The sequence below is a fragment of the Pedobacter sp. Leaf216 genome, assembly GCF_001421515.1.
Classification (GTDB): Bacteria; Bacteroidota; Bacteroidia; order Sphingobacteriales; family Sphingobacteriaceae; genus Pedobacter.
In genome coordinates this window covers 77,557-102,603 of record NZ_LMKM01000012.1, presented here as the reverse complement: position 1 = coordinate 102,603, position 25,047 = coordinate 77,557, and the positions used below count along the sequence as shown (strand labels likewise).

Sequence of the window (25,047 nt, the reverse complement as noted above, 5' to 3'; positions counted from 1 at the left end):
TTTAACCATTAATTTAATGAATAGCAAAAAACTACATCTTGCCCGCTACCTTTTTTACCTGTATTGAATCTTTTTTCGTTTGCATAGAGTCCCTTTTTGGCAAAATAGGTTTGATACCAAAATTACTGGTGTCTGCCGGTTTGGTTTGAGGCAGTTTTTTATCCAGATTTAAACTGTCTTTTCCTGTGGTAATTTTTGGTTTAACAACAGTAGTTGGTGCAGTTTTGACTGGCTTTGTCGCCTTTATAGCTACTGCAGGCTTACCTGAAACGGTTTTAGCCTTTGCTTTGGGCTTAGCCTTTCCTGATGAGCCAACCGCGTCCTTTTTGGATTTTGGGCGTTCTGTTGGTTTCCATGAAAATCCTTTTAAAACATGGTCTTTTGCAATGGTATTTTCTGGATTTAAAGCTCCCTCTACACCTTTTATGTAAACAATGTCTTCAATTGCATTTTCTTTATCCTTAAAAATGAATTTTATCCTGCTGCTCAGCGTTTGGTTCATCTCTTTATACACTTTCGTGCTATCATCCTGTGTATAATATATACTTTCAGCATTGCCATCAACATATAGATTTTTAAGTTTTCCATTATAAAAGAAACCAGTCATTAACCTCCCTTTTATCTGGTTAAACCTTAATGAATCTTTTGGCGTATTCACTAAAAATGCATTTCTGAAGGCTTGTAAATTATTCAGCTTTTTGTTCTTAAACTGAACAAAAATGGTATCACCCACCTGTTGCGAGCCTTCCGACCATATAATTGGGTTACTATAGCAGCGCAAAGTAGAATCGGCACTGGTATAAAAAAGGCTATCAGTTTTAGCTTGTATGTTAGTTTTAAAAATTTTAACACCATGATAAGCCTTAATAATACGGGTTTGAACGGTATCTGCCGGATTAAATTTTGCAGTATCGTTTGGCTTGCCTGTTTTCAAATTCGCTATAACTTTTGTCAAACTATCTTTAACACCAGTTTTAATTGCCTTTTTTTGCAGACTATCAATTTTTGTTTTCGATAAATCTTTAACGATTGGTGTAGCTTTATCAGTCAGTTTTTTCTGTAAACTATCTACCTTTGTTTTTGAAATAACTTTTATAGCCGGACCAATTTTATCCGTTAATTTTTTCTGCAGGCTATCTATTTTTAGTTTCGGTAAGTTTTTAACAATAGAATCTGCCTTGTTTTTTAAAACATTGTTTTTTTGTAGGCTATCCAGCGCAATTTTCGGCAATCCTTTTCCGAGCGAATCTATTTTTGATTTTAAACTGTCGATATTTTTATCTTTCAGGTTAAGCGGATCATCTTTTTCGTCGTCTTTATTCTTTTTCTTTTTATCTGCTTTACTGTTTTTACGCTTATTTTTATCTTCTTTTTGACTAGATTCAGCCTCAGGTTTATATTTTGCCTCACCTTTTGCTTTCTTTTCTCCAGTGTCTTCATCATCTTCACCAACCTGATTGTCGGCTTTTATAGAAATTTTAGGAATCAGTTTTAACGTTTTTTGCAATACCATTTGAGTTTCCAAGGTATCCGCACCCATCCATAAACTATCAGGCCTTTTTTTGTTCTTCACCATGATAGAATCTTCGGTTCCTATCCCCAGGTAGGCATTTCGGGTAACCAATGTCCGCTGATCCAGTTTATAATAATAACCCAAATCGCCAAACATTTTCATTTTATCTTTTGTATCAGAAAAAACAATATTCTTTACAGCTTTGCCAATTCCTTTTTTGCCGTAATAATATAAACTATCTCCTTTTAACGATCTGGTACCCTGAGTGTATAAATTTTTCTTTCCGAAAAAGGCATCTTCGCTCAGTGTATTGTACTGTCCGTTTTCAGTATACAGGTTATCGTCTTTTCCTTTGATGTTGGTCGGGCCATAGAAAAAAGTCCACTTGCTTTGCGTATTGTAACTCATCGTATCCGATTTGATAACCGATTGCGGCGTAACTACCACTACATCATATCTAAAATAGGCATCGTTCGAATTGCTAAAATAATAGCCGTTTTTACTTGTCAGCGTTACTTCCTTATTAACAATTTTACCGCCACTGGTATATGTGCCAATTTTACTGAGTGTATTATAATCTAAAATATTGGTGGTTAAGATCGATGTGGGATCGATCATTTTTACATTACCGGTCAAATGGGCATGTTTTTTATTTCCATCATACTCCAATTGATCAGAATAAATATCGGTGGTAAGCTGGTTGATGTGCACATTCTTAAAAGCCTCAAAGTAATTCCGCTCGCTGTAAAAAATGGCACTATCACAAGTTAATGTTGCATTATCCTGCTGGAAAACAGGGTTACGGAGGTAACTTATTTTTTTCTTGGTATCTCCGGTTATCTTTGCAAATGAAACGATTTTAATCTTCGAAGCAGGTTGCTGACCGAATAAAAATACTGGACTGATTAGAAGAAATAAAAAGACAAATAGTTTTTGCACACTACAAAGTTAGTTTTTTGTTCCGAACGTTCGGAATACCAGTTAAAATTAAATATTTTTGATTGATGTTACCTCTTAAGCAATTTCAGGATTTTATTGAACAGCAACAGCTGTTTGTTCGGGGTAACAGGATTCTTTTGGCCGTAAGCGGAGGCAAAGATTCGGTATTAATGTTGCACTTGTTTAAAGCAATAGGCGTTGATGTTGGTGTGGCACATTGTAATTTTAATCTAAGAGCCGATGAGGCACAACGTGATGAAAGTTTTGTTGCGCTTCTGGCTAAAAATTTAGAGTTACCTTTCTATGTAACGCATTTTGATACCAAAAAATATGCCACAGAAAATAAAATTTCTACTCAGATGGCAGCCCGCGATCTCCGTTACAACTGGTTTGAAGAAATACGGATTAAAGAAAGATACGATTACATTGCATTGGCACAACACCAGAACGATGCTGTTGAAACCGTGCTTATTAACTTAACCCGCGGAACCGGAATAAGTGGTTTACATGGTATTTTGCCCAAACGCGAAAGGCTAATCAGGCCGATACTCTTCTTAAACCGCCAGCAAATTGACGATATTGTAATTGCTAACAATATTAATTTCGTAGAAGACAGCTCGAACGCAAGTACAAATTATACCCGGAATAAAATCAGGTTACAAATTGTTCCTCACCTTCAAGAGATTAATCCAAACCTGGAAAAAACCTTTGCAGAGAATATAGCAAGATTTGCAGAATTAGAAACTTTTTTAAATCTACAGGTCTACAAACTTGAAAATAAGATTTTAAATAAGAAAAATGATGGGATTTATATTCCTTTGGATGAGATTGCTAAACTAAATCCACAAAAATTACTGCTATATGAATTACTTAAACCTTTTGGTTTTGGCGAAAATTTAGTTCAGGAAATTTTAGATAGTTTAAAGGCACTAAGTGGAACACATTTTTTTAGTGCATCTCATCAGGCCATTATCAATAGGGGTGATTTGGTAATTGTTGAAAAAGATACTGTTGTGGTATCCAATCAATTTATCCACCCAACAACCGAAAGTATTGCTTTTGCCAGTGAGGAAATCTCATTGCAATTTACCGATGACATTAAATTCGAAATTAATGTAAATAAGGCTTTTGTAAATGCAGATAAACTGATTTTTCCATTAGTACTGAGAAATTGGCAAAACGGAGATAAATTCATTCCGTTGGGCATGCGCAGCCCTAAAAAAGTAAGTGATTACTTTATCGATGAAAAGGTTCCCATTCATTTAAAAAACACTACACCGATATTAGTAAACGGAAATGGTGAAATTGTTTGGATTGCAGGCATGCGACAGGATAACCGATATAAATTAACGGGCACAACAAAAAAAGTTGCTATATTCGAACTCAAAATTAAATAAGTGGAAAGCAGATACGCCTATATCGAAAAACAGTACATCGGCCGTGATTATGTTCGCATTTTCATTAGGCTTATTATGGCTGCATTCTGTTTTGCAGCATATGTTTATGAGCGCGATCGCGACAATACCCAAGATTTGTTCCTTGTTGTAGGATTTGGAATTATAGGTGTTTCCATGCTTTTGCTGTTTTTGATCCAATACAAAATTGTTGTAGATAATGGCAGTATGATTTTGGATGGCCTTTGGACAACCAAACGGGTTAAAATAGATTTAAATAGCATTGTTGATGTGCGTAAAGCTACTTACAGCCGTTATTTTTTCAATAATCCGGTATATAACCTCCACACAAAAGGAACAATTCGTTTTTATTCATCAGGTAAAGATGCGGTTGTGCTAACCGATCGTGATGGATTAGAATATTTTATCGGCACGCAGCGTCCAAATGAACTCTTCCTGGTAATTAAGGATGAAATGAGAAACCTCAAATCCTAATCTTCTAATTTTTTTTCGATTTTCTTGAGAAAATCTCTACTCAATTTCTCGTCTTTTTTATTGCAATAGACCGACACGCATTATACATTAAAATCGGGTACATTTGCGGTAACAACAATACACATACAATGAAGATAGGAATTGTTTGCTACCCCACTTTTGGCGGTAGTGGAGTAGTTGCAACAGAACTTGGTAAAGCGCTTGCTAACGAGGGTCATCAGGTTCACTTTATCACATATAGTCAGCCGGCCAGGCTCGATTTCTTCTCTGCCAATCTGTTTTATCATGAGGTGTCGGTTAGAGACTATCCACTTTTTGATTATGCGCCATACGAATCCGCATTGGCGAGTAAACTGGTAGATGTTGTCCGTTTCGAACAATTGGATGTATTGCATGTTCATTATGCTATTCCACATGCTTCCGCTGCTTTCATGGCGAAACAGATTTTAGCGAGTTATGGCATTCATATACCAGTGGTAACTACTTTGCACGGTACAGATATTACTTTGGTAGGTAAAGATCCAACATATAAACCAGTGGTTACTTTTTCAATCAACCAGAGTGATGGTGTAACTACAGTTTCGGAAGATTTAAAAGAAGATACCTATAACCACTTTGAAATAACTAAAGAAATTAAGGTAATTCCGAATTTTATCGATTTTTCGCGATTCAGTTTACAGGCTAAAGACCATTTCAAAAAAGCAATTGCCCCAAATAACGAACGGATTTTAATTCATACCAGCAACTTCAGGAAAGTGAAACGCACTTCAGACGTTATCCGGATTTTCGAAAAGGTGCAGGCGGTTATTCCTTCGAAGCTGTTAATGGTTGGCGATGGACCTGAGCGTGCTTATGATGAACAACTTTGCAGATCGTTAAATATTTGCGAAAGTGTAAGGTTTTTAGGCAAACAAGATGCGGTAGAAGAAATTTTATCGGTTTCGGATCTTTTTCTGATGCCTTCAGAATCTGAAAGTTTTGGTTTGGCTGCTTTAGAAGCAATGGCTTGTAAAGTGCCTGCAATTACTACAAATGCTGGTGGCTTGCCAGAGCTTAATGTTGATGGATTTTGTGGTTATATGAGCAATGTTGGCGATGTTGATGCAATGGCAGCTCATGCAATCGAAATTTTGAAAGATGATGAAACATTAAACCGTTTTAAAGAAAATGCTTTTAAAAGGGCTCAGGATTTCGATCTGAAAAAGATCTTGCCTATATATATCGATTATTACAAGGAAGTGATTGAGAATTCGTTACAGCCCAAATATTAACTACAAGTTATTTATTTAACTCATTCAAAGTTTTGCCGTTTTTACGCAGCAAAACTTTTTTAGTTTTGAGGTATTGAATGGGTATTAAAATACTTCTAAATGCACAATTTACCATTACTATCGGCAATATTTGAAAAAAGTAAACTTTCTCAAAATCAAATGATTATAAATCGTATCTTTGCGGCTTGAAACGCTTTAGTGATTAAAAAACGTTTCGGCAAAATTATAAAAGAGGTTAGTTCCCATGAAGAAAATAGTTGATTACAGAAAGCTTTTGAGCGTAGACAAAAATGCTGAGTTAAAAGAGCTTAAATCGGTGTACCGTACATTGATGAAAGATTGTCACCCTGATAAATTTCAGCAGGAAGAAGAGAAATTAGATGCAGAAGCAAGAAGTAAAGAAATTATCGAAGCTTACCATTTCCTGGTAAGTATTGCGCCAGAAACACGCGAGCAGAATATTGAAACGTATACACAAACCACAACATTATCAAATATTCAGGATTTCGAATACAAACAACAGGTTTTAAATATCCAGTTTTTTGATGGGAGTGCTTACGAATATTTCGATGTGCCAAAAGCAATTTATGTGAAATTGGTGAATGCGGATTCTCCTGGTCGTTTCGCCCGCAGGCATATTTTTAATGAATTTCCATACCGTAACGTTGCAAGGGTTGCAGAACCAGCATAATTACTAAAATTAAAATAGTTAAGAATGGTCGCGATGAAAATCGGGGCCATTTTTTTTGCGTTGATCCTTCGAGATGAGGTGGTTAAAACTATCGTCGACTGTTATAAGCGTATTATAAATCCAGGGTGAAGATCGTACTATAAATTAAATTTACGCAAGCGTATTAAACATGCGTCCTGCTGAATTTATTTCAGCATCTATTATAGCAGCTTTAATTATTTAACATGGGTTTGAAACGGTTATCCTTATTTCTTAAATCCAAACCACCTTCATAAATTGATTTTAAATTCAAAAGATAAAAACTCCAGCCGTTATGGCAGCCTAAACGGATATTCCTTTTGGAATTATCATCAAGTGGAATATTTTTTTGCGTAAGTTCTACAACAATGTATTCGAATTCTTCCCTCAGTTTGATATCTACCAAGCAATCGCCTGCAAAAGTAAACTGAAAATAATCTTTACCGTTCGCTTCGGTTATGGTTCCATTTTCGATATCATCATACAAATACCAGATCCATTTGTAGCGATCGCCTTTTAGCGCATTTTGCGTTTTGCTCAGTAATACATCATTCTCATCATAAAACGTTGCTTCGCTTAAAAACCACTTTTCAATTTCACTTGGTTTTGTCCACGCGTTGTATAGGTCTGCCATATTAACCTTAATCGCTATCCTGATGGTAAATTTTGTCCAATCGAAATTTTCCATTGGTTTGGTTTTAGATCTTAATTAAATACCAAACATACAGGAGCGCCAACATCAATTCTTTTCCCGCTATCGGTCAATTTGCCGGTTGTTTTGTTGCGGTTAAAAATCACGATGTTGTTGGTATACTGGTGTCCAACAAGTAAAAATTTTCCAGTTGGATTGATGGCAAAATTCCTTGGGCCTTTACCCAGGGTGCTTACGGTTTCGATAAATTTAAGTTTTCCCGTTGAAAGGATTGAGAAAGTAGAAATGCTATTGGCATCGCCACGGTTCGTTTCATAAAGAAATTTTCCGTCTGGTGAGACGTGAATATCTGCACCATCAATCTTGCCTGCAAAATCTTTTGGCGCAGTGCCAATCTCCTGTATTTTAGTTAATCTTCCATCAGAATAAGCAAAAGCTGTAATGGTGCCGTTAAATTCGTGCGCCAGGTAGGCAAACTTTCCATTCGGACTAAAAGTTATATGTCGGGGGCCGGTACCTGCATTGGTTTTAATTACCGATTTAACCGTTAGTATGCTTTCTTTTGCTGTAGGCTTGTATGTATAAATATAGGTTTGATCTTCGCCCAAGTCGTTCACTATTAAATATTTGTGGTCTGGCGTGAATACCGTCATGTGCACATGGGCACTTTCCTGTCTGCCTTTTGGGTCGATGCTCTTTCCCGTATGCTTAATAATCTGCAAAGCTTCGGTTAAAGCTCCATTGGCCTTTCTTGCAAATACTGCTAAACTGCCGCCGCTATAATTTGCAACTATTACATTTTTTGTATCAACGGTAATAAAACAAGGATCGGCACCATGACTATCAACTTTGTTTAAAAACGTTAAATCACCAGTTTTTGCATTGTATTTAAAAGCACTTACAGTACTTGTGGTGCCGGTTTCATTAACCACATAAATAAATTTTTGGTCGGGAGATATGGCGAGGTAACTCGGATTAGCGGTATTTTTGGTAATGCTTTTTATCTTGGTAACAGCGGTTAAAGTATTAAAATCGTAAGTGTAAATTCCTTCACTCTTTCCCGGTGCAGTATAGGTTCCAACGAGAAGATTGTAACTGCTTTTTTGGGCAAAGGTTAATGTAGACAATATGGTAAGTATAAATAATGAACTGAATTTTTTCATGTAGAATGATCTTGATTTTAACAAATATAAATAAAGTTGGCCACGGAGGCACAGAAAATACGGAAGATGTTTCCTCATTTTCTTCTGTGTTTGTAATGACGCTGATTGACTGCTGCATTTGTAATGCACTTTACTATTACTATTTAACGATATAATCGTTTTTCTTTTGCATCCTCTTACTAACGTGGGCGATTGGATATAGACTCCAGCTCTGTGAACGCTGTGCTTTCTCTGTGTGCTTTGTGGTAAAAAATAGCAGTATAAAAAAAGGCAACCATTGGCTGCCTCATGTATTATTTAATTAAATGCTTAATCTGAATCAATTCATGATCTTCTAGATAACGCCATCTACCGCGGGGCAGATCTTTTTTGGTTAAATTGCCATAAACCACACGGTCTAATTTTTCTACGCTGTAACCCAGGTGCTCGAAAATACGACGAACAATTCTGTTTTTACCGCTGTGAATCTGAATGCCGATTTCCTTTTTGGTTCCACCTGCAACATAAGAAATGTTATCCGGTTTTATCAATCCATCTTCTAATTCTAAACCAAAAGCAATTTTGTTTAAATCACCTTGTGATAAAGATTTATCCAGTTCAACATTGTAAATTTTGGTAATTCCGTTTTTAGGATGAGATAATTTATCCGCTAAATCACCATCATTTGTCATTAATAATAAACCGGTAGTATTACGATCTAAACGGCCAACCGGGTAAATACGCTCGCGGCTTGCTTTATCAACCAGTTGCATCACTGTACGGCGTTCCTGTGGATCGTCAGTTGTGGTGATGTAATCTTTTGGTTTGTTCAATAACACGTAAACTTTTTTCTCACGTTTTAAAAGTTCGCCGTTATAGCGTACCAAATCTTTAGCCGGATCAACTTTATGCCCTAATTCGGTAATGGCTTCACCGTTTACGGTAATAATGCCGGCAGCAATTAACTCATCAGCTTTACGACGAGAGCAGATGCCTGCATTTGAAATATATCTGTTCAGGCGGATTAAGCCTTTATCTTCATTCGTAGTTCTGCGGCCCTGAGCAATTACAGTACGCTCCGGGCGGTTAAATTCTGTATCTCTAGGCTGCGCATCCTCGCGTTTTCTAAACGGACGGGTGTCACCTTCTTTTGGTTCCCTAGGTTTTACATCTCTTGAACTTCCAGCACTTGGCTTAAAATCGTCTGATTTGCCTCTTGATTTAAAATCTTTGTAGCCACCTTCTCTTGGTTTGTAATCTCTTGATCCGCCTTCTCTAGGCTTGAAGTCGCGGTCGCCAGTTCTCGGTTTAAAATCTCTCGAATCTCCATCCTTAGATTTGAAATCACGTTCTCCTGTTCTTGGCTTATAATCTCTTGCACCACCTTCTCTTGGTTTAAAATCCCTGTCTCCTGTTCTTGGTTTGTAATCTCTTGATCCGCCCTCTCTCGATTTGAAATCACGATCGCCTGTTCTTGGCTTATAATCTCTCGATCCGCCTTCTCTAGGTTTAAAACTACGGTCTTCTGATTTTGAATTGCTATCTTTTGATTTAAATTCACGGTCGCCAAATTTAAATCCCTTTGATTCTCCGTCTTTTGATTTAAAATCGCGGTCTCCTGTTCTTGGTCTGAAGTCTTTTTTGTCTCCGAAAGATTTTGATTTGAAATCTTTACCGTCTGAGCTTCTGGGTTTGAAGCCGTCTTTTGAATCGGATGATTTTTTGAATTTGCTGTCTTTGTCGTCTGATCTTCTTCTGTCAGACCCGGCCGAACTGCTCCTGCCTTCTGTTTTCCGACTGCCTGGTTTGGACTTGTCATCCCGACTGTTCCTGTTGTTTTTATTTATCATGATACGCTTTTAACCACATTAAAAATGCGGGTTGCAAATTTATGAAAAAATGATGAACATAACAATTTTAAGAGCGGAAAAATTAGCTAAAAAAATAGCCTCTAAAATAGGAAAAATCAGTTGAAAATCAAAATTTAAAATCCACGTTTAAAGCACTTTAAGGGCTGATTTTGGGGCTTAATTTCGTAACTATTTGATAATGTGCTTATTATTTTTTAGCTTTGCCAACGTTTTTATATAAGTTCACCAAAAAAAGGAGGAAAATGTTAAAGAAACACATCGTACCATTTGCGGTAGTGGCAACACTATTTATCTTGGCAAAAGTGTTCGCTTACCAAATGCCCTTAGCACAAAAAAGTCTTTTAAAAGAAGAAAAATTAAACACTACAATACCAAAATCTGATAGCCTTAAAGTGGAAAAAGAGGAAAGCCCTCTATCTTTAATGGCACAGTTAAATTTTGCAAAAGAAACTTTGCCTTTGGGCGATAAAAAAGTAGAACGCAAAATGAAAAAAATTCTTGCAGCACATCGTTATGGCAACACACAAACGAACCGCCTGCATGCAAAAGCAGCAAAATGGTTTCCTGTAATTGAGCCTATTCTTGCCGCGTACAAAATCCCTAATGATTTTAAGTATTTGGCCCTGGTCGAATCTGGAATGGCTGAAGGAGTTTCTCCAAAAGGTGCAGCCGGTATCTGGCAGTTTATGCCCGGCACAGCGCGTACCTACGGATTAAGAGTAAACGGAAATGTTGATGAGCGCTACAATTTGCGTAAATCTACCATTGCGGCCTGCAAATACATTAAGGAAATGTATAAGGGTTTGGAAAGCTGGACATTGGTAGCTGCGGCTTACAATGTTGGCGATGGACGCTTACGCAAGCAGATCGATAATCAAAATCAAGACAATTACTACAAAATGAAGCTCAACCGCGAAACCGGAGGCTATGTTTATAAGGTGATTTCTATGAAACAGATTATGGAACATCCAAAACGTTACGGTTACGAAAAACCGAGGGTATTATTGGCTTATAACGCCGAATAGTATAATTAAGATAAAGACAAGCATTTGGTAAGGCGTCCTGATTTTAAATCAGGACGTTTTTTTTTTGGAGGTGATTACACGGATAAAAACTGACATTCTTTTGCACCCTGCTAATCAATGAAAGGAAGTTGTTAGTCGCGGAGAAACGGATTTACACGGAATAATTTATATCTCATACAGGCAATGAACCAATGACTAGCGGATTAATGAGCTTTTGGTCCTAGAAAATCTTCGTCCGTTCCGTCAACCTGATCCGATAGCTATCGGCGGATCAGGTTGACGATGGAATGTGCGTAGTAAATTACTGACTAAACTAGTGATCAATTAATCAATTAGGACAGTAGCCGATTTACCGACAAAGGATCGTTGAATTTACGCCAAACGCTTTTCGCTTTACGCTCAAAACCCTTACTTTGCATTATGTTTAAGCTGCGCATAAATAAAATAATCAATCAACTGGGGGATAACATTACATTTCAGTTTGAAGAAGTGGATGAACACTATCCAAAATACCTGGCTGGGCAGTTTTTGTCGTTGGTTTTTCAGGGGAAGCATAAAGAAGTAAGAAGGTCGTATTCATTTAATAGTTCGCCTGATGTAGATGAGCCTTTGGCAATTACGGTGAAAAGGGTAGAAAATGGAGAAATTTCAAGATTTCTTCATCATAAAACAGCTGTAAATGATATTCTGTTCGCCCAAGAGCCGCAAGGATTGTTCAGTTATATGCCAGAAGAAAACCTGGAACGCGATCTTTTTCTTTTTGCGGCAGGGGTTGGCATTACACCTTTGTATTCGATTATGAAAACAGCCTTGGTGCGTGAAAAAAAATCATTGATTACATTGGTATATAGCAACAAGTCACAAGAAGACGCGCTCTTTTACAATGAACTTAATGAATGGCAACAAAAATATCCCGATAGGTTAAAAATAATTTGGATTTTTAGCAACAGCAAAAACCTGATGACGGCCAGGTTAAACAAATTTTATATTGAAAGATTGCTCAAAGAGCATTTACATTTCAACCGTAATAATGCACTGTTTTATAGCTGCGGACCGATAATTTACATGGATTTATGCCGGATAACCTTGTTGGGCATGGGTTTCGATATTAAACAGATCAAGAGAGAAACCTTTGTGCTGCCTGAAGATGAGGTGGATGAAGATGATAGCTCCGAAAAAGTTGTCGACAAGAATACCTATTCTGTGATTTTAAATTTTCAAGGCAAACTGTACAATCTCGAAGTGCCCTGGCCAAAGCGGATCTTAGATGTTGCACTCGAAAATAAGATCAAGCTGCCTTATAGTTGCCGCGGAGGTGTATGTAGTACCTGCGTAGCAAATTGTACCAAAGGCGGGGTGCGGATGGATTACAATGAAGTGCTTACCGATGATGAAATTGAAAGGGGCAGGGTTTTGGTTTGTACCGGGCATCCAACTGAAAACGGAACTACAATAGAGTGGTGAGTTAGTTCATTTGTTAAATAGTTCATTGGTGATTTGTTTGTATTGTGAACTCGAGCGGAGTATGGCGTTAAGAAGAAACAGTTCACAAACTGCAAAAGTTCTTTACAATTACAAAACCGTTGCTTCATTATCAGCGTTTATCTGGTATGATCAGATCTTTTTTTACAATGATAATCTGCCTCTTCTACTTACAATCATCCGCTCAAGATTCTATTGCTGTAAAAAGAGAATTTGCCAATAGGGAATACATTCATCTCTACAAAGAAAATGCTGATTTAGCCTATACTGCACCAGGTGGAGAACTGGGGGCACCTGCAAAATATGTAATTAATGGGCGGCTTACCACTACATACATGCTTTTAGGTAGTTACAAATCGCCGGTTGCATTTGCCATTATTCCCGATTTTACCGTTAGAGTGCGCAACGAGTTTTCGGCAGCGGTGCGTACCCCCAGCTACCGTTTAGGTTTTGCTGCCTATGCAAGGTTAAATACCACTCCTGATAATTATAAATATGGTGAACTGGCTTTTACCCACCATTCGAACGGGCAAGATCAGGATGCGCTTAATCCAGATGGTACCATAAACACACGCACAGGAAATTTTAATGCCAATTATTTAACACTTTCTTATCGATTCGGGCAGCTTACACCAACCAATGTTAACGAAAGTTATTATTCGCTAAATCATCGGGTAGGCTTACAATGGTACAAGTTTTTTAGGTATGAGCCGGCTTTGAATGAAGGCTTCGGCTTTACGCGCATATTATATGGTTTCTCGTGGCGCAAATATGATGAAATTGAAAAAAATGCAAAAAACAAGTCGAAAACAAAAACTGAAAAAGAAACCTGGCGTTTAAATACCGAGTTATCTTATGCAGTGAATAAAATTCCTTCAAAAAATCTGATGGATATTCAGAAAAGGCTAAATGCTGAAATTAATTTTAATTATAGCTTCCCTTTTATGCATAACGTGTTTTTGATGGCTGCAGTAGGTTACTATGGAGAAGATAATTACAACATTTATTTTCAGGATCATTATGGTTATGTGCGCTTGGGCTTATCATCTGGTTTCCTACGAAATAGAAGTCGACATTATGACAATTAATCGGTAATACAGATTGGTTTCGACTTTCTTTTTGATAAAATTTTTAGCATTTTTGCGGATTGAAATTCAGTCTTTTTTATGGCTTGATTTTCCCCCAACTTTAAATAAAATATGAGCAATAAATCTATCGACCTCGGTGAGCAAAAAGATGTAGAAGTATATGGTGCGAGGGTACATAATTTAAAGAATATAGATGTTAGTTTTCCGCGCAACCAACTTGTTGTAATAACAGGTTTAAGTGGAAGCGGTAAATCATCGCTGGCTTTTGATACCATTTATGCCGAAGGGCAGCGCCGCTATATGGAAACATTTAGTGCCTACAGCCGCCAGTTTATGGGTGGGATGGAGCGGCCTGATGTTGATAAAGTTTCGGGGTTAAGTCCTGTTATTGCCATTGAGCAAAAAACCACAAGCAAAAACCCACGCTCTACAGTAGGTACCATTACCGAAATTTACGATTTTATGCGTTTGCTTTATGCACGTGTTGCCGATGCCTTTTCGTACAATACAGGCGAAAAGATGGAGCGCATGAGCGAAGATCAGATCTTGCAGAATATCTTCAATAAATTTGATGGCGTTGCAGTAAATATTCTTGCACCCGTTGTTAAAGGTAGAAAAGGACACTATCGCGAACTTTTTGAGCAAATCCGTAAGCAGGGCTATGTAAAAGTGCGTGTGGATGGCGAAATAAAAGATATTTCTGCAAAAATGCAGGTAGATCGATATAAAATCCACGATATTGAAGTAGTGATTGATCGCTTGATTATTGATGTGAAAGATAAAAAACGCCTGCTCGATTCATTGCAGATTGCAATGAAAATGGGTAAAGGGGTAATCAAGATAAGCGATAAAGACAATAATGTTGCGCATTTTAGTAAGTTTTTAATGTGCCCAACCACCGGTATTTCTTATGATGAACGACAACCCAACAGTTTTTCGTTCAATTCGCCTTATGGTGCCTGCGAGCGTTGCGATGGTTTGGGGTATATCTTTGTGGTGGATAAAGAATCGGTGATTCCAAACCAAAAACTGAGCATTTTGAACGGTGCGCTGGCTCCGCTTGGAGAATACAGGGATATCTGGATGTTTCAGGTGCTTAAAGCCCTGGCAAAAAAGTACAGCTTTTCCCTTTCTACACCTGTTGAAAAGTTAAGCGACGAAATTATCAACATCATTTTAAACGGCTCACCTGATCTGATTAAAGTTGAGGTAGAATATAATAAGTGGAATGTTCAGAATTACAATATTACTTTCGACGGTATTATTAAGATGCTTGAAGAGCAGAACGAAAAAAGAAGTGAATCTGCATCTGATGATATGGATGAATTCAGGAAACTGAAAACCTGTCCGGAGTGCCATGGTGCCCGTTTGAAAAAAGAGAGCCTGCACTTTAAAGTTGATGGTAAAAATATTTTCGAACTTTCTTCGATGGACATTAACAACCTTCATCAATGGTTCGAAAAAGTTGATGAACGCCTTACCGACCGTCAGAATATTATAGCGAAAGAAATTTTAAAGGAAATTAAAGCCAGGATCGGATTTTTAACAGATGTTGGTTTAACGTATTTAACTTTAGATCGTACAGCCCGTACACTTTCTGGTGGCGAGGCGCAACGGATCCGTTTGGCTACGCAGATTGGTTCGCAGTTAATGAACGTAATGTATATTCTTGATGAGCCAAGTATTGGTTTGCATCAGCGCGATAATGAGCGTTTAATCAATGCGCTTAAAAATCTCCGTGATCTTGGCAATACCGTTTTGGTGGTAGAGCATGATAAAGATATGATACTTGAGGCCGATTGGGTAATCGACGTAGGCCCGGGTGCAGGGATTCATGGCGGTACTGTGGTTGCTGAAGGAACAGCGGCACAAATTCTTAAATCGAAAACCTTAACTGCCGATTACCTGAATGGTAAAAAGCAGATTGAAACGCCAAAAATCCGCAGGAAAGGAAATGGCCATAAATTATCAATCATAAAAGCAACCGGGCATAACCTAAAAGAAGTATCGGTAGATTTTCCTTTGGGTAAATTTATTGCCGTAACCGGCGTTTCTGGTAGCGGTAAATCCAGCTTGATTACCGAAACTTTATACCCGATTTTAAACCATCATTTCTTTAGGGCGAAAAAAATACCGCTTCCTTACGAAAAAATTAACGGATTAAAGGAAATTGATAAGGTAATTGAAATCGACCAGGCACCTATTGGCAGAACGCCACGTTCAAATCCTTCAACTTATACCGGGGTTTTTTCTGATATCAGAAATCTTTTCGTTCAGCTGCCAGAAGCCAAAATCCGTGGGTATAAACCTGGCCGTTTTTCTTTTAATGTTAAAGGTGGCCGTTGCGAAACCTGTCAGGGTGCAGGTTTAAAAGTAATTGAAATGAATTTCCTTCCGGACGTTCAGGTGCCTTGTGAAGAGTGTGGCGGAAGAAGATACAACCGGGAAACTTTGGAAGTACGTTTCCGTGGAAAATCGATCAGTGATGTATTGGATATGAGTATTGAAGATGCTTGCAATTTCTTCGAAAATATTCCGATTATTTATAGAAAAATCAAAACCCTGAAAGATGTAGGGTTGGGTTATATCACCTTAGGGCAATCATCCGTAACCCTATCCGGAGGAGAAGCGCAACGGGTTAAACTGGCAACAGAACTTTCTAAAAAGGATACCGGAAAAACCTTTTACATTTTAGATGAACCTACAACCGGACTCCATTTTGAAGATATTAATGTGCTTTTAGGCGTTTTGCAAGAGTTGGTTGATAAAGGAAATACCATTTTGGTAATTGAACATAATTTGGATGTGGTTAAAGTGGCCGATTGGGTGATCGATCTTGGAGAAGAAGGAGGAGCTGGCGGCGGAAGAATTTTATTTGAAGGTACGCCAGAAGGTTTAATCCAGAATCCGATTAGTTTGACAGGGAAATTTTTGAAAAAGGAAATGGAATGGAATCCGCAGAACGGAAAGTCTGAAGTCGAAAGTCCGGAGCCTAAAGTCAAAGTATTGAAGAAAAGCAAAGCTGGAAATAAAAAATAGTCACAGGTCGGAGGTCAGAAAGACAAAAATTGAAAAATAGATTTGTCAACATGACATAATTATTAACTCAAAACCTAACTCATCATTCATTTCACCTATAAACATGATTTTCACCGATACCCATACCCATTTATATTACGAGCAAGATGCCGAGAAACAAGCGCAGTTGATTGATCGTTGCTTTGAAAACGACGTTAACCGATTGTTTTTGCCAAATGTTGATGTTAAGTCAATAGCGATGATTAATGATTTGGTGGCAAAATACCCTGCAAATTGTTTTGCTATGGCGGGTTTACATCCTTGTGATGTTAAGGACGATTATCTTGCTCAGCTCGACGAAATTTACAAGAGTATTTCTGGGCGGAAAATTTATGCCATAGGTGAAATTGGCATCGATCTGTATTGGGATAAAACAACTTTGGCCATTCAGCAAGATGCCTTCCGCAAACAAATTGGCTGGGCAAAAGATCTGCGTTTGCCAATTGTAATTCATTGTCGCGAAGCTTTCGATGAAGTTTTCGAAGTCTTAGAAAGCGAACGTGATGAAAATTTACGTGGCATTTTCCATTGTTTTACGGGCAATGTAGCGCAGGCAAAACAAGCTATCGATTTAAATTTTTATTTGGGTATTGGAGGTGTGGTTACCTATAAAAAAGCAGGTTTGGATTTGGTATTATCTGAAATCGCTCTACAAAACCTTGTTTTGGAAACCGATTCGCCATATTTGGCACCAGTTCCTTTTCGTGGTAAACCCAATGAAAGTAGTTATCTGATTTATATCGCTCAGAAACTGGCTGAGATTTATAGTGTTTCTATTGAAGAAATTGCAGATGTTACCACAGAGAATTCGAAGAAAATTTTCGGGGTTTAGGATTGAGTTCGAAGTCCACCGTCTGAAGTTGTTAATCCGGTTGAGCCGGTTGTCATTTCGACCGAAGTGTAACATGATAGTGAAATCTGTTTTGTAGGATTCAATAATTGATTTGAGACTACGTTATAAATTGAATTGTTAATTTAATAATTATTTACAATTTAAATTATGAAATTCGTAATATTAGAGTTGAAATATCTCTTTTTATTGCTAATTTGAAAATATCACTCAATCATTTGTAATTTTTTAGTTTCTTTGCGTTGAGCAACCTTCACTAAACCAAATGACCAAAATATTAATAATTTATACCGGTGGTACCATTGGTATGGTTAACGATCCTATAAATGGGATGTTAGTTCCATTTAATTTCGAGCAGATAAAAGAAAACGTTCCAGAATTAAGTCGTTTAGATTATGATTTGGATGTACACTCCTTTAATCCGGTTTTGGATTCGTCAAACATGGATCCTGAGATATGGAAAACATTAGCCGAACTCGTTTACCATAAATATGATCAGTATGATGGTTTTGTGATCCTCCATGGATCGGATACCATGGCTTTTACGGCATCGGCATTGAGCTTTATGCTCGAAAACCTGGATAAACCAGTAGTTTTAACCGGATCGCAGTTACCTATTGGCGAAATTAGAACGGATGCCAAAGAAAATTTAATTACAGCTTTAGAGATTGCAGCTACGAAAGAAGATGGGAAAGCACTGTTCCCTGAGGTTTGCATTTATTTTGATGCGCAATTATTCAGGGGTAACCGCTCTATAAAATACAATAGCGAAAAGTTTGAGGCATTCCGCTCACCAAATTATCCTACACTTGCCGAAGCAGGGGTACACCTGCAATTTTACCGGAATTATATTCTAAAAGCACCAGAAGGCAAACTGAAATTACATACCAATTTTAATGCGAACATTGGGGTACTTAAATTGTATCCGGGCATAACGCCACAAGCCGTTCAGGCAATAACAGACTCAAAAGTAGATGCCATAATACTCGAAGCATTTGGCTCGGGCAATACCACAACTGCCCAATGGTTTTTAGACAGTTTACGACAGGCCATTTTGAATGGAAAAATCATTATCGACATTTCTCAATGTAAAAAAGGTTCGGTTCAGCTAGGCAGATACGAAACCAGTAGAGAATTGCTAAAAATGGGCGTTTTAAGTGGTTACGATTTAACTTTTGAGGCAACTGTTACAAAACTCATGTTTGTAATGGGCCTTGGTTTATCAGTTGAAGAAAGCCGTAAGTTGATGGAAGAACCGTTAAGAGGGGAGTTGAGCAAAGATTAATTGCCAGCTTTGATTTGTAATGCCATTAATAGCAGCTAATTGGTTCACCGTTTACAGTTTTTAATTTGCAGTACAACCTTCTAAAAAAACATATACAAATTATTTAAAAAGCGGAGTTCGGTGCTTTTAGGTTAAGAAAGCCCTGCTATCTCTCCAAGTCCTCACTCATTCTTCGCTCCGGGCTTTCCGTTTTATCAGGTTTATTTAACAATTCTGGTGCTTNTTTTAGGTTAAGAAAGCCCTGCTATCTCTCCAAGTCCTCACTCATTCTTCGCTCCGGGCTTTCCGTTTTATCAGGTTTATTTAACAATTCTGGTGCTTTTGGCTACAAATTTTAACCCCGGGATAGATATTGTGATAAATACCGCGTTAGGGATTGTAAGGGTTCAGTGCCGATCCTTCATCGGTACCGGAGCGCAGCGCAGCCCTGCAAAGCCCGCCCCTTTCCCGATTTTTTCATCGGGATTGGTAACGCCCAGATTAGTTGGCAGTTTACAGTTTATAGTTGGCAGTTTTACAGCTAATTGGTTCACCGTTTGCAGTTTTTAATTTGCAGTACAACCTGGAAAAACCATATACGAATTATTTTGAAAAGCGGGGTTCGGTGCTTTTAGGTTAAGAAAGCCCTGCTATCTCTCCAAGTCCTCACTCATTCTTCGCTCCGGGCTTTCCGTTTTATCAGGTTTATTTAACAATTCTTTTAGGTTAAGAAAGCCCTGCTATCTCTCCAAGTCCTCACTCATTCTTCGCTCCGGGCTTTCCGTTTTATCAGGTTTATTTAACAATTCTGGTGCTTATGGCTACAAATTTTAACTTCGGGATAGATATTGTGATAAATACCGCGTTAGGGATTGTAAGGGTTCAGTAACGATCCTTCATCGGTACCGGAGCGTAGCTCAGCCCTGCAAAGCCCGCCCCTTTCCCGATTTTTCATCGGGATTGGTAACGCCCAGATTAGTTGGCAGTTTACGGTTTATAGTTGGCAGTTTTACAACTAATTGGTTCACCGTTTGCAGTTTTTATGCCCCCGCTAAGTAAAACTTCTGCAATTATGACCCACATCATTTCGATTATAAGTATTTAGCCCTATTTTTGCTTTTATAGATCCGTCATGCTGTCCCGAATCTTTGCGATCAGCATCTTTTAGTAAGCAACTGAAATAAATTCAGTTTGACGTAGTGAAAAAAACATGAAAATAGAACAGATATATACAGGATGCCTCGCTGAAGCCGCCTATTACATAGAAAGTGATGGTGAAGCTGCTATTATTGATCCACTGAGAGAAGTTGGAACATATTTAAAGAAAGCTGAAAAAGCAGGAGCAACCATCAAATATATTTTCGAAACGCATTTTCATGCTGATTTTGTTTCCGGACATGTAGATTTGGCTGAAAAATCTGGTGCAGAAATTATTTACGGACCAACTGCTAAAACTGAATTTAAAGCACATATTGCTCAAGATGGTGAGCAGTTTAAAGTAGGCAGAGTAACCATAACTGCGTTACATACACCTGGCCATACGTTAGAATCTACCACTTATTTGTTAACTGATGAAAACGGGAAAGATCACTGCATTTTTAGTGGCGATACCTTGTTTATTGGTGATGTAGGTCGCCCGGATTTAGCGCAAAAGGGGCATTTAACGATGGAAGACCTGGCAGGTATGCTTTACGATTCGTTAAATGAGAAAATTAAGCCATTGGCTGATGATGTAATTGTTTACCCTGCACATGGTGCTGGTTCGGCCTGTGGTAAAAGCATGAGCAAAGAAACATTTGATACTTTAGGCCACCAGAAAGAGGTTAATTATGCCTTAAAAGCGCAAACTAAAGAACAGTTTATAACCGAAGTAACGGATGGCATTATGCCACCACCACAATATTTTGCTAAAAATGCAGCGATTAATAAAGGTGGTGTAGAAAGTATTGACGAGGTTTATGAAAAAGGATTAAACGCCTTAACGCCTCAGCAATTTGAAGATACCGCTAACCAAACGGGTGCCATTATGCTTGATACCCGCGATCCTCAGGTTTTTGCCAAGGGTTTTATCCCCAATTCGATCAATATTGGCCTAAACGGGCAGTTTGCACCTTGGGTCGGAGCTTTGATTAGCGATTTACAGCAACCGATTTTATTGATCACAGATGAGGGCAAAGAGGAAGAAACCATTACGCGCCTAACCCGGGTGGGATACGATAGTACGATTGGCTATTTAGATGGTGGTTTCGAAAGATGGACGGATGCCGGTAAGGAAATCGATACTATCGATTCGATCTCAGCTGAAGCATTTGAAGAAGCAAATACCAATGGTGAAATTACAGCGCTTGATGTGCGTAAACCTGGTGAATATGAATCAGAGCATCTGGAATTTACACTTAGCCGCCCATTGGATTTTATTAACGAATGGACGGGTGAGATCGATCCAAAATCTACATATTACATCCACTGTGCTGGTGGTTACCGCTCAATGATAGCCGCTTCAATTTTAAAATCGCGTGGAGTAGAAAATGTAATCGATGTTGCCGGGGGCTACGCTGCAATTAAAAATACCGGTTTAAAAAGAACCGATTTTGCATGCCCAAGTAAAGCAATGAAAGTATAATTAAGCGCAAATGTCACATTGAGCTTGTCGAAATGCATTGGAGGTTCTTCGACAGGCTCAGAATGACAACATAAGATATAAAGCATTTGGCAAATCAAAATCATTACGACATATTAATTATCGGTGCCGGACCAATAGGGATGGCTTGCGCAATTGAAGCAAAAAAAGCAAACTTAAGCTACCTAGTTGTAGAAAAAGGTGCTTTGGTGAACAGTTTGTTCAACTACCCGGTATTTATGACTTTCTTTTCTACTTCTCAAAAGTTAGAAATAGGGGGTGTGCCTTTTGTAACCATCAGTCCAAAACCTAATCGCAATGAAGCTGTTGAATATTACCGCCGGGTAGCAGAAAAATTTGATTTAAACATTCATCTTTTCGAAAGCGTAAAACAAGTTGTAAAAAACGAAGATCAGGTTTTTGAAATTAGTACTTCCAAAACAAATTACACGGCAAAGAATGTAGTTGTGGCTACCGGTTTTTATGATGTTCCTTTATTGATGAATGTACCGGGTGAAGATTTGCCAAAAGTGACCCATTATTACAAAGATCCACATTTATATGCTTTTCAAAATGTAGTAGTGGTTGGTGCAAACAACTCTGGGGTAGATGCGGCCTTAGAAACCTACCGAAAGGGCGCAAATGTAACTATGGTGGTTCGAAGCGGCGATCTTGGTCCACATGTGAAATATTGGGTGCGGCCAGATATACAAAACAGGATTAAAGAAGGTGAAATTAAGGCGCATTTTAATTCTGAATTGGTCGAAATCCGCGCAGGAGAGGTTGATATAAAAACACCCGAAGGCATACAAACTATACCGAACGATTTCGTAATTGCAATGACGGGCTATCAGCCTGATTTCGGAATGTTAAGAAAATTTGGCATCGAATTACCAGAAACACTTTGCCCGGCCTATAACGAAGAAACCATGGAAACCAATGTAAAAGGTTTATATCTGGCCGGTGTGGTTTGTGGCGGATTGGATACCCACAAGCTATTTATCGAAAATTCGAGGGTACATGCTGAAATTATTGTTAAAAATATACTTAGCTAAATTTCGGCAAAGTTTGTGCCTTAACCTTAATAAGGTATTAAATTATTTCTTTTTGGAAAACACAATTTCTAAGCCCTTATACGCACTATTGTGTAAAATAGTAAGGTGATTCTCCTGCATAAGCGGAACAAATGTTGTGTTTAGTTTTTTATTTGCCTGAGCAAGTTCAGCTAGTTTTGTGGCATCTGCTATCATTTTTTCTCCTTCCTTACCAACAGAAATATAGATTTTAGCTTCAGTTTTAATGTTAGGAATAAATTTGGTAGCATCAGTTAAAAGCGATTCATTGTTCCACCATAAACTTGGACTAATAATGATATAATTATCGAACAATTGAGGTTTTTTTAATAAAATTTCAGTAGCCAATAAGCCACCTAAAGATTGACCAATAATGGTTTTAGAACCATTTGTTTTAAAATTCTTTGTGATAAACGGCTGCAATTCTCTTTCGATAAACGATATAAACTCTTCCGATTTACCAGTTGTTGGATAATCAATTAAATCTTGTTTAATGGTTGTGGGGAAGGTGAAATCTCGTCTCCTGTCTACATTGGCGATGCCAACAACTATTGCTTTTGGCATTTTTTCAATCATAGTTAAAAATTGAACCAGGCCTACAATGTGAATATAATCTTCGTTTGCAGATCCATCGAGCAAATAAATTACCGGATACTTGGTAGCAGAATCTGCAGCATAACCTTCTGGTAAATAGATATTTAATTTCCGGATTTCTTTAAGTTCATTGGAATTAATTTCCAGAGTTTCCCCTAAAATAAACGGTTTAGAATCGTGTTTTGTCTGAGAAAAAGATTCTGTGGTTAAAATAAGTATAAAGGCCGCTAAGAAGTAAAATTTCATCATTTATTTTTTGATTTTCCGCATTTATAGGCTAAAACTAGTAGCATAGAAACGACTATAATTTGAAATATGAGAACAGCTTTAGATACGATTGCCAATATAGTGATGTTTTGCTCAAATGGATCGATTTTCGGATGGATGGATAACGTGGGGTAAACTGTCCATCCGTTGTTATTGCGGTATGGATTTAAGAAAGGTAAAATCTGCAACGCTAATGATGCAAGAAGGATTAAAATAAAACCCAAAAAGAAAATAAATGAACGCTGAATTTTTCTGTTGTATGAATATTTTAATTCTTTAAAATAATAAACAAAAAAGGAAATAATTACAAAAAAAGATATCCATGCATGTTCTGTTTTAACGACAAAATAAGTATCATGAAGATTTATGTCCAGGCCTGAAGTTCCCAATAATATAATGAACATATAATATGACAATATTGTACAGCCCAAAAGCCATGCTATTTCGATCAATATAGGTTTAGGGTTTTTCATGATGAGAGAGATTTAGATTAGCATTACTCGTCCTGCTGATCCGATAGCTGTTAGATTTATTTCAGCATCAGTCTTGCAAGGTAGGCCCTGAAATAAATTCAGGGTGACGACTAGTGATTAATAAAATTAACTAATTAACAGGAACCTTAAGCGTACTATCTACAAAATTACCTATAGCCGTTTCAACACCTGACAAATCTTTAGAGGTAATGTACGATCCCATTACATGGTTGCCTGCATTTGGTATTGCCACCTTTCTTTTTAAGTTAATTGGTGTACCTAGTTCAGCGAACATTTTCAGCATGGCATCTACCCGCACCACAGGATCTTGCTCCAGTTCGTTTTTATAATAATAAAGCATTAAAACAGGCTGTTTTACTTTCTGGAAAGTAGTTTTTACCATACTGCTTTCTATAAACTCTTCCAGTTCTACCAGCGATTCTAGGCGATAATTCGTATACCAGTATTTTTTATACTCATCGGTGCGGTCGTCTACTTTTCGTTCATCGCCCCCAACCACTTTTCTGGCAATCTGCAAGCCCCATGGATTATTCAACAACCATGCATTTTTATCATTAATGGCCACATTGGGCGATAATAAAATCAAACTGTTAATTTCTGGGTAGGTTGCCGCTAATTTTAATGCTACAGTTCCACCGGTAGAAGTGCCTACCAGGATTACTTTTTTACCTAACTTTTTACCTATGGCATAAGCCTGCTTGCTGGTTTCCCAAAGGCGATCGGCGGTAAAATATTGCATTGGGGCCAGGGTATCGATCCCATGATCAGCCAAACGAGCTAAATATAAATTGGCATTTAACTCTTTTGCCAGGTTGAGGTAAACCGGATTGCCTTCAGTTTTCGATGCTGAAAAGCCATGTAGGTAAACAATGGCATATTCGGTTTGCTTGTGGATGCTATCTGCCCAGATAATTTCTGCCTCATTACCTGGTTTTATTTTATGCATGGATTCCAAACTCGCCACAAAATTATCTAAATCTTCCAATTCTGGAATTTCAGTTAATTCCTCATTGTAAATGGGCTTTTTAGGCTTAGGCCCCAACAAATAGCCTGCAACAATTAATGCCGAAAGACCGATAATTACTTTGTAGCGTTTTTTCATTTAGCACAGCTAATATTGGTTTAAATGTAAAATTTGAAATTAAATAAAGCTAATGTTTTAATTGATTTATTGTGATAAAGCTCATTTTTATAACCGCTTTTATCTCGCCTGACAATCCTTAATG

At 37.8% G+C, this 25,047-nt stretch carries 19 protein-coding genes; 12 read left to right on the top strand and 7 right to left on the bottom strand.

Annotated elements, in window-relative coordinates; genetic code table 11:
• Window positions 1-31: 31 nt before the first annotated feature.
• Complete coding sequence (locus ASE74_RS10215; RefSeq protein ID WP_055908125.1) at window positions 32-2,452, bottom strand: OstA-like protein; 2,421 nt, start codon at window positions 2,450-2,452, stop codon at window positions 32-34.
• A 65-nt stretch (window positions 2,453-2,517) separates the two neighbouring features.
• Here ASE74_RS10215 and tilS point away from each other — a divergent pair, with 65 nt between their 5' ends.
• The 4 genes from tilS (at window position 2,518) to ASE74_RS10195 (ending at window position 6,303) form a co-directional block, all read left to right on the top strand.
• Window positions 2,518-3,849, top strand: coding sequence for a tRNA lysidine(34) synthetase TilS (gene tilS, locus ASE74_RS10210; RefSeq protein WP_055908123.1), 1,332 nt, complete (start codon window positions 2,518-2,520; stop codon window positions 3,847-3,849).
• Window positions 3,850-4,341 (top strand): hypothetical protein, encoded by a 492-nt coding sequence (locus tag ASE74_RS10205; RefSeq protein WP_055908121.1) that lies wholly within the window; start codon window positions 3,850-3,852, stop codon window positions 4,339-4,341.
• A 128-nt stretch (window positions 4,342-4,469) separates the two neighbouring features.
• Window positions 4,470-5,612, top strand: a complete 1,143-nt coding sequence (bshA, locus tag ASE74_RS10200) for an N-acetyl-alpha-D-glucosaminyl L-malate synthase BshA (RefSeq protein ID WP_055908118.1) — start codon at window positions 4,470-4,472, stop codon at window positions 5,610-5,612.
• Window positions 5,613-5,856: 244 nt separating this feature from the next.
• Window positions 5,857-6,303: a KTSC domain-containing protein gene (locus ASE74_RS10195; protein WP_029279950.1), complete on the top strand. Its 447-nt coding sequence runs from the start codon at window positions 5,857-5,859 to the stop codon at window positions 6,301-6,303.
• A gap of 211 nt (window positions 6,304-6,514) precedes the next feature.
• On the opposite strand, the gene ASE74_RS10190 is transcribed toward ASE74_RS10195, so the two are convergent.
• The 3 genes from ASE74_RS10190 to ASE74_RS10180 form a co-directional block, all read right to left on the bottom strand.
• Entirely contained in the window at window positions 6,515-7,009 is a 495-nt protein-coding gene (locus tag ASE74_RS10190; protein ID WP_055908116.1) for an SRPBCC domain-containing protein, read from the bottom strand.
• 17 nt (window positions 7,010-7,026) lie between these two features.
• Window positions 7,027-8,136, bottom strand: a complete 1,110-nt coding sequence (locus ASE74_RS10185; protein ID WP_055908112.1) for a lactonase family protein — start codon at window positions 8,134-8,136, stop codon at window positions 7,027-7,029.
• 293 nt (window positions 8,137-8,429) lie between these two features.
• Window positions 8,430-9,965 (bottom strand): pseudouridine synthase, encoded by a 1,536-nt coding sequence (locus ASE74_RS10180; protein ID WP_055908110.1) that lies wholly within the window; start codon window positions 9,963-9,965, stop codon window positions 8,430-8,432.
• Window positions 9,966-10,228: 263 nt separating this feature from the next.
• Between ASE74_RS10180 and ASE74_RS10175 the strand changes: the two genes are divergently transcribed.
• From ASE74_RS10175 to ASE74_RS10135, 8 genes are all read left to right on the top strand, one after another.
• A complete protein-coding gene (locus ASE74_RS10175; RefSeq protein ID WP_055908105.1) occupies window positions 10,229-11,011 on the top strand; it encodes a lytic transglycosylase domain-containing protein in 783 nt (260 codons plus the stop codon).
• A gap of 420 nt (window positions 11,012-11,431) precedes the next feature.
• The gene (locus ASE74_RS10170) at window positions 11,432-12,475 is read left to right on the top strand and encodes a 2Fe-2S iron-sulfur cluster-binding protein (protein ID WP_055908104.1); all 1,044 of its coding nucleotides are present in this window, start codon (window positions 11,432-11,434) and stop codon (window positions 12,473-12,475) included.
• A gap of 167 nt (window positions 12,476-12,642) precedes the next feature.
• Window positions 12,643-13,581, top strand: a complete 939-nt coding sequence (locus tag ASE74_RS10165; protein ID WP_235526052.1) for a hypothetical protein — start codon at window positions 12,643-12,645, stop codon at window positions 13,579-13,581.
• Between the two features lie 111 nt (window positions 13,582-13,692).
• Window positions 13,693-16,620 carry an excinuclease ABC subunit UvrA gene (gene uvrA / locus ASE74_RS10160; protein ID WP_082458731.1) on the top strand — a complete coding sequence of 976 codons (2,928 nt, stop codon included), beginning with the start codon at window positions 13,693-13,695 and terminating at the stop codon, window positions 16,618-16,620.
• Window positions 16,621-16,723: 103 nt separating this feature from the next.
• Entirely contained in the window at window positions 16,724-17,491 is a 768-nt protein-coding gene (locus tag ASE74_RS10155) for a TatD family hydrolase (protein WP_055908099.1), read from the top strand.
• A 283-nt stretch (window positions 17,492-17,774) separates the two neighbouring features.
• On the top strand, window positions 17,775-18,794 hold the full coding sequence (locus ASE74_RS10150) for an asparaginase (RefSeq protein ID WP_055908097.1): 1,020 nt from the start codon (window positions 17,775-17,777) through the stop codon (window positions 18,792-18,794).
• A 1,189-nt stretch (window positions 18,795-19,983) separates the two neighbouring features.
• Entirely contained in the window at window positions 19,984-21,396 is a 1,413-nt protein-coding gene (locus tag ASE74_RS10140) for a rhodanese-like domain-containing protein (RefSeq protein WP_055908091.1), read from the top strand.
• Between the two features lie 86 nt (window positions 21,397-21,482).
• Window positions 21,483-22,448, top strand: a complete 966-nt coding sequence (locus ASE74_RS10135; RefSeq protein WP_082458730.1) for a YpdA family putative bacillithiol disulfide reductase — start codon at window positions 21,483-21,485, stop codon at window positions 22,446-22,448.
• A 42-nt stretch (window positions 22,449-22,490) separates the two neighbouring features.
• Here ASE74_RS10135 and ASE74_RS10130 read toward each other — a convergent pair whose 3' ends face one another.
• From ASE74_RS10130 to ASE74_RS10120, 3 genes are all read right to left on the bottom strand, one after another.
• On the bottom strand, window positions 22,491-23,309 hold the full coding sequence (locus ASE74_RS10130; protein WP_235526051.1) for an alpha/beta hydrolase: 819 nt from the start codon (window positions 23,307-23,309) through the stop codon (window positions 22,491-22,493).
• Complete coding sequence (locus tag ASE74_RS10125) at window positions 23,306-23,800, bottom strand: hypothetical protein (RefSeq protein ID WP_157255399.1); 495 nt, start codon at window positions 23,798-23,800, stop codon at window positions 23,306-23,308. Before ASE74_RS10125 ends, ASE74_RS10130 begins: the two co-directional genes overlap by 4 nt.
• Window positions 23,801-23,930: 130 nt before the next feature.
• The gene (locus ASE74_RS10120) at window positions 23,931-24,923 is read right to left on the bottom strand and encodes a carboxylesterase (RefSeq protein ID WP_055908079.1); all 993 of its coding nucleotides are present in this window, start codon (window positions 24,921-24,923) and stop codon (window positions 23,931-23,933) included.
• Between the last annotated feature and the right edge of the window lie 124 nt (window positions 24,924-25,047).

What these genes read in the sequence shown, in the direction of transcription:
- tilS (WP_055908123.1), top strand. Translation starts at nt 2,518, where the DNA reads ATGTTACCTCTTAAGCAATTTCAGGATTTTATTGAACAGCAACAGCTG.
- bshA (WP_055908118.1), top strand. Translation starts at nt 4,470, where the DNA reads ATGAAGATAGGAATTGTTTGCTACCCCACTTTTGGCGGTAGTGGAGTA.
- ASE74_RS10195 (WP_029279950.1), top strand. Translation starts at nt 5,857, where the DNA reads ATGAAGAAAATAGTTGATTACAGAAAGCTTTTGAGCGTAGACAAAAAT.
- ASE74_RS10190 (WP_055908116.1), bottom strand. Translation starts at nt 7,009, where the DNA reads ATGGAAAATTTCGATTGGACAAAATTTACCATCAGGATAGCGATTAAG.
- ASE74_RS10185 (WP_055908112.1), bottom strand. Translation starts at nt 8,136, where the DNA reads ATGAAAAAATTCAGTTCATTATTTATACTTACCATATTGTCTACATTA.
- ASE74_RS10180 (WP_055908110.1), bottom strand. Translation starts at nt 9,965, where the DNA reads ATGATAAATAAAAACAACAGGAACAGTCGGGATGACAAGTCCAAACCA.
- ASE74_RS10175 (WP_055908105.1), top strand. Translation starts at nt 10,229, where the DNA reads ATGTTAAAGAAACACATCGTACCATTTGCGGTAGTGGCAACACTATTT.
- ASE74_RS10170 (WP_055908104.1), top strand. Translation starts at nt 11,432, where the DNA reads ATGTTTAAGCTGCGCATAAATAAAATAATCAATCAACTGGGGGATAAC.
- ASE74_RS10165 (WP_235526052.1), top strand. Translation starts at nt 12,643, where the DNA reads ATGATAATCTGCCTCTTCTACTTACAATCATCCGCTCAAGATTCTATT.
- uvrA (WP_082458731.1), top strand. Translation starts at nt 13,693, where the DNA reads ATGAGCAATAAATCTATCGACCTCGGTGAGCAAAAAGATGTAGAAGTA.
- ASE74_RS10155 (WP_055908099.1), top strand. Translation starts at nt 16,724, where the DNA reads ATGATTTTCACCGATACCCATACCCATTTATATTACGAGCAAGATGCC.
- ASE74_RS10150 (WP_055908097.1), top strand. Translation starts at nt 17,775, where the DNA reads ATGACCAAAATATTAATAATTTATACCGGTGGTACCATTGGTATGGTT.
- ASE74_RS10140 (WP_055908091.1), top strand. Translation starts at nt 19,984, where the DNA reads ATGAAAATAGAACAGATATATACAGGATGCCTCGCTGAAGCCGCCTAT.
- ASE74_RS10130 (WP_235526051.1), bottom strand. Translation starts at nt 23,309, where the DNA reads ATGATGAAATTTTACTTCTTAGCGGCCTTTATACTTATTTTAACCACA.
- ASE74_RS10125 (WP_157255399.1), bottom strand. Translation starts at nt 23,800, where the DNA reads ATGAAAAACCCTAAACCTATATTGATCGAAATAGCATGGCTTTTGGGC.
- ASE74_RS10120 (WP_055908079.1), bottom strand. Translation starts at nt 24,923, where the DNA reads ATGAAAAAACGCTACAAAGTAATTATCGGTCTTTCGGCATTAATTGTT.